This window comes from Mesorhizobium sp. M2C.T.Ca.TU.002.02.1.1 (assembly GCF_003997225.1).
The window spans coordinates 1-2,966 of record NZ_RZTO01000756.1; the positions used below are offsets into that span (position 1 = coordinate 1).

At 63.7% G+C, this 2,966-nt stretch carries 4 protein-coding genes; 3 read left to right on the forward strand and 1 reads right to left on the reverse strand.

The annotated features are described in order from the left end of the window. Both EOD07_RS28855 and EOD07_RS28860 read left to right on the forward strand, forming a co-directional pair. Positions 1 to 646 (forward strand): nucleotidyltransferase family protein (locus tag EOD07_RS28855; RefSeq protein WP_164772631.1); only part of this gene is annotated, 646 nt, incomplete at its 5' end. Positions 647 to 679: 33 nt separating this feature from the next. Beyond that, the gene (locus EOD07_RS28860; RefSeq protein WP_127237776.1) at positions 680 to 1,567 is read left to right on the forward strand and encodes an alpha/beta fold hydrolase; all 888 of its coding nucleotides are present in this window, start codon (positions 680 to 682) and stop codon (positions 1,565 to 1,567) included. Between the two features lie 15 nt (positions 1,568 to 1,582). Here the strand turns inward: EOD07_RS28860 and EOD07_RS28865 are convergent, their stop codons facing one another. Then, on the reverse strand, positions 1,583 to 2,629 hold the full coding sequence (locus tag EOD07_RS28865) for a DUF1176 domain-containing protein (RefSeq protein ID WP_127237777.1): 1,047 nt from the start codon (positions 2,627 to 2,629) through the stop codon (positions 1,583 to 1,585). A 140-nt stretch (positions 2,630 to 2,769) separates the two neighbouring features. Between EOD07_RS28865 and EOD07_RS28870 the strand changes: the two genes are divergently transcribed. Further along, positions 2,770 to 2,966, forward strand: a 197-nt coding sequence (locus EOD07_RS28870) for a DUF1993 family protein (protein ID WP_127237778.1), incomplete at its 3' end; no start/stop codon positions are given.

Below are 2,966 nucleotides of genomic sequence, written 5' to 3' on the forward strand. Positions count from 1 at the left end.
GACCAGGCCGCAGCCGCGCGAGCCGGCGCCGCAACCGGCGAGGTCGGCGCTGAAAGTCGATATCGTGCTGCTGGCCGCCGGCCGGTCGAGCCGCATGGGTGGGCCGAACAAGCTTCTGGCGCTGTTCGACGGCGAGCCGCTGGTCCGCCGTACCGCCTCCCGCGCGCTGGGCTCGAAGGCCGCGGCCACCATCGTCGTCACTGGGCACCAGCGCGAACGCGTGCGTTCGGCGCTTGGCGGGCTCGAGGTGGAACTCGCGGACAATCCCGATTTCGCCGACGGCCTTGCCTCGTCGTTGAAGGCGGGCATCGCCAAGGTCGCGCCCGACGCGGCCGGCGCCATGATCGTGCTTGGCGATATGCCCGGCGTCTCGTCGAAGGACCTCGACAGCCTGATCGATGCATTCCGCGGCTCCGGCGGGCACGCAGTTGTGCGCGCCTCGCACCAGGGCAAGCGCGGCAATCCGGTGCTTCTGCCGCGATCGCTGTTTTCGGCCGTTGCGCATCTCGAGGGCGATACCGGCGCGCGGCATCTGGTCGAGGCCGAGGGTCTCGACGTCATCGATGTCGAGATCGGGCAGGGCGCCTCGATCGATGTCGACACGCGCGAGGCGCTGGAAGGGGCGGGCGGCGTTCTGCAGGATTGACAAAGCAGAGCCGAATTTCGCATGCCTCTTGGCATGTCTTTTCGCTACCGCCGTCTCCTCGCCCTGATCACCACAACAGCGCTGTCTCTTTCGGCTGCCGAGGGTCAGACGCTTTCACTGAAGCCGTTCAAGGACGACCTCTTCGCCTATCCGGCGGCGCTCTCGACCGGCGACAATGGCGCCTACACCGTCCTCGACTATCATGAGATGCGCGACATTAACCAGCGTGACGAGGTGCCGGAAAAGCGCGTGCGTGCGCAATACACCGACCCAGGTGTGCGCAAGGTGCAGCAGGACCTGATGCTGAAGACCGACGCCGGCGATATCAGGCATGTCGCGGTCGGCAGGACGGAAGGCGCTTCCATCATCGTGCTCTACCTGCACGGGCAAGGCGGCAGCCGCAAGCAAGGCGTCGACGACTTCACCTTCGGCGGCAATTTCAACCGTATCAAGAACCTGATGGCCGCCAATAACGGCCTCTATCTGTCGCCCGATTTCCCCGATTTCGGCGACAAGGGCGCGGCGCAGGTCGCGGCGCTCATCGAGCACTATGCCCAACAATCGCCGGGCGCGAAGATATTCGTCGCCTGCGGTTCGATGGGCGGCATGATCTGCTGGAAACTGGCGGATCGAAAGGACACGGGCAGCCGCATCAACGGCCTGCTGCTGCTCGGCTCGCTATGGGACGACAGCTTCTTGACCAGCCCCGCCTTCAAGCGCCGCGTGCCGGTTTTCTTTGGCCAGGGCAGCCATGACGTAGTCTTCCCGGTGGAGAAGCAGGAAGCCTTCTTCCGCTCGATCTTGGCCAAGAAGTCTTACCCGACCCGTTTCGTGCGCTTCGAGACCGGCACGCACGGCACGCCGATCCGCATGGTCGACTGGCGCGGCACGCTGAACTGGATGCTGACGAAAGCGCCCTGATCAACGGTTCCGCGTTCAAGGGGCGGTGTTGTAGTCGATGACCGTCTGCGGGTTGATCTCGCCGTCATAGGACGCATCGACGTCATACTGGACGAGCGAGAAATCGCCGTTGCGGAACAGGTAGGTTCCCGATGACGATGCATCCCCCACGCCGCGCCATTTGTTGGACGTGGTGATGGTTTTGGTATTGTCGTCATAGTCGGAGTTGGTCGCCCAGCCGCTGGTCTTGAAACCGATGATGTGGATCGATTCGACCTTGCCTTCGCTGTTGTTGTTCTCGTAGCGGATGTCGAGGTCCGGCTCGGTGAATTGCAGTTGGGTCACGCCGTTGACATCGTCGGCGATGTAGTAGACCGCCGTCTCGTTATAGGCGGCCATCGAGCAGAAGAAGCGGAACAGCCGCGTCTCGCGCTCCGGGTCGTTGGGCTGGGCGTCCTTGTCCTTGTAACGGATGGAGTAAGCCTCGGGCTCGCCGATCGGCTTGCCATTCGGATCCTCCTTGTCGCACTGGTCGCCATAGGTAGCGAGGAAGGCTTTCTTGGCCTGTTCCTGCGCCTCGTCCCTCTTCGGCGGCGGAGGGCCGTCGCCACAGCTTGCCGGCACGGCACTGTCGAAATCCTCGGTCGACGGCTTCAGCGCGCCCTTGTCGATGAAGATCGGCTGGAAGGGCGGCTCCTGGATCTGCGCGTTGACCTGACGGACCGTATAGCAGCCAGCGAAAATCTTGGCCTCGCCCTTCTTGTCGGTTGCCTGGATGGCGACCGGGACGCTGTAATAGATGCTGCCGGCCGCCCCTTCGTTCGACACGGCGCCAGTCTTGACTTCAACGCTGTCGGTGCCGTCGTAACCCTTGACGAAGGCGTTGAAGTCCTTTGCCGGCTTCGTATCGCCGAAATAGCCCCAGGCGCGGGCGAATTCGTGGCGATTGATGGCGCTGTAGAGCGAACGGACGACCGCATCGGCGCTTGACCGGTCATCGATATAGGGCGCATCCGCCGCGAGCGCCGATTGCGTGAAGCCGGCCACTGAAAAAAAGACGGTCGCGAAAACGGCTCTTTTCATCGAATCCTCCGCTCGGTAACGAAAATACTACCATGGCGATTGCGGCGGCGTGGTGACGCCATGGGCAGGCCGCTTGAAGAATCGTGGCCGGAGGCGCTAGGTCACGGCCCGCGGCGCTGGGGCCGCATGGGAGATTGCCCGTGACCATTTCCATGTACGACATATCGGTCGGCGTGTTTGCCGCCAGGCTGAAGGCGCTGGCCAGCGTCCTGACCGCGGCGGAGCAGAATGCCGGCGAGCGCAAGATCGATCCGCAGGTGTTCCTCACCGCGCGGCTGGCGCCCGACATGTTCGCGCTGACCAGGCAGGTCCAGATCGCCACCGACCATGCCAAGGG

Bases quoted from the DNA above. Each gene is read 5' to 3' on its own strand.
- EOD07_RS28860 (WP_127237776.1), top strand. From the start codon at position 680: ATGTCTTTTCGCTACCGCCGTCTCCTCGCCCTGATCACCACAACAGCG.
- EOD07_RS28865 (WP_127237777.1), bottom strand. From the start codon at position 2,629: ATGAAAAGAGCCGTTTTCGCGACCGTCTTTTTTTCAGTGGCCGGCTTC.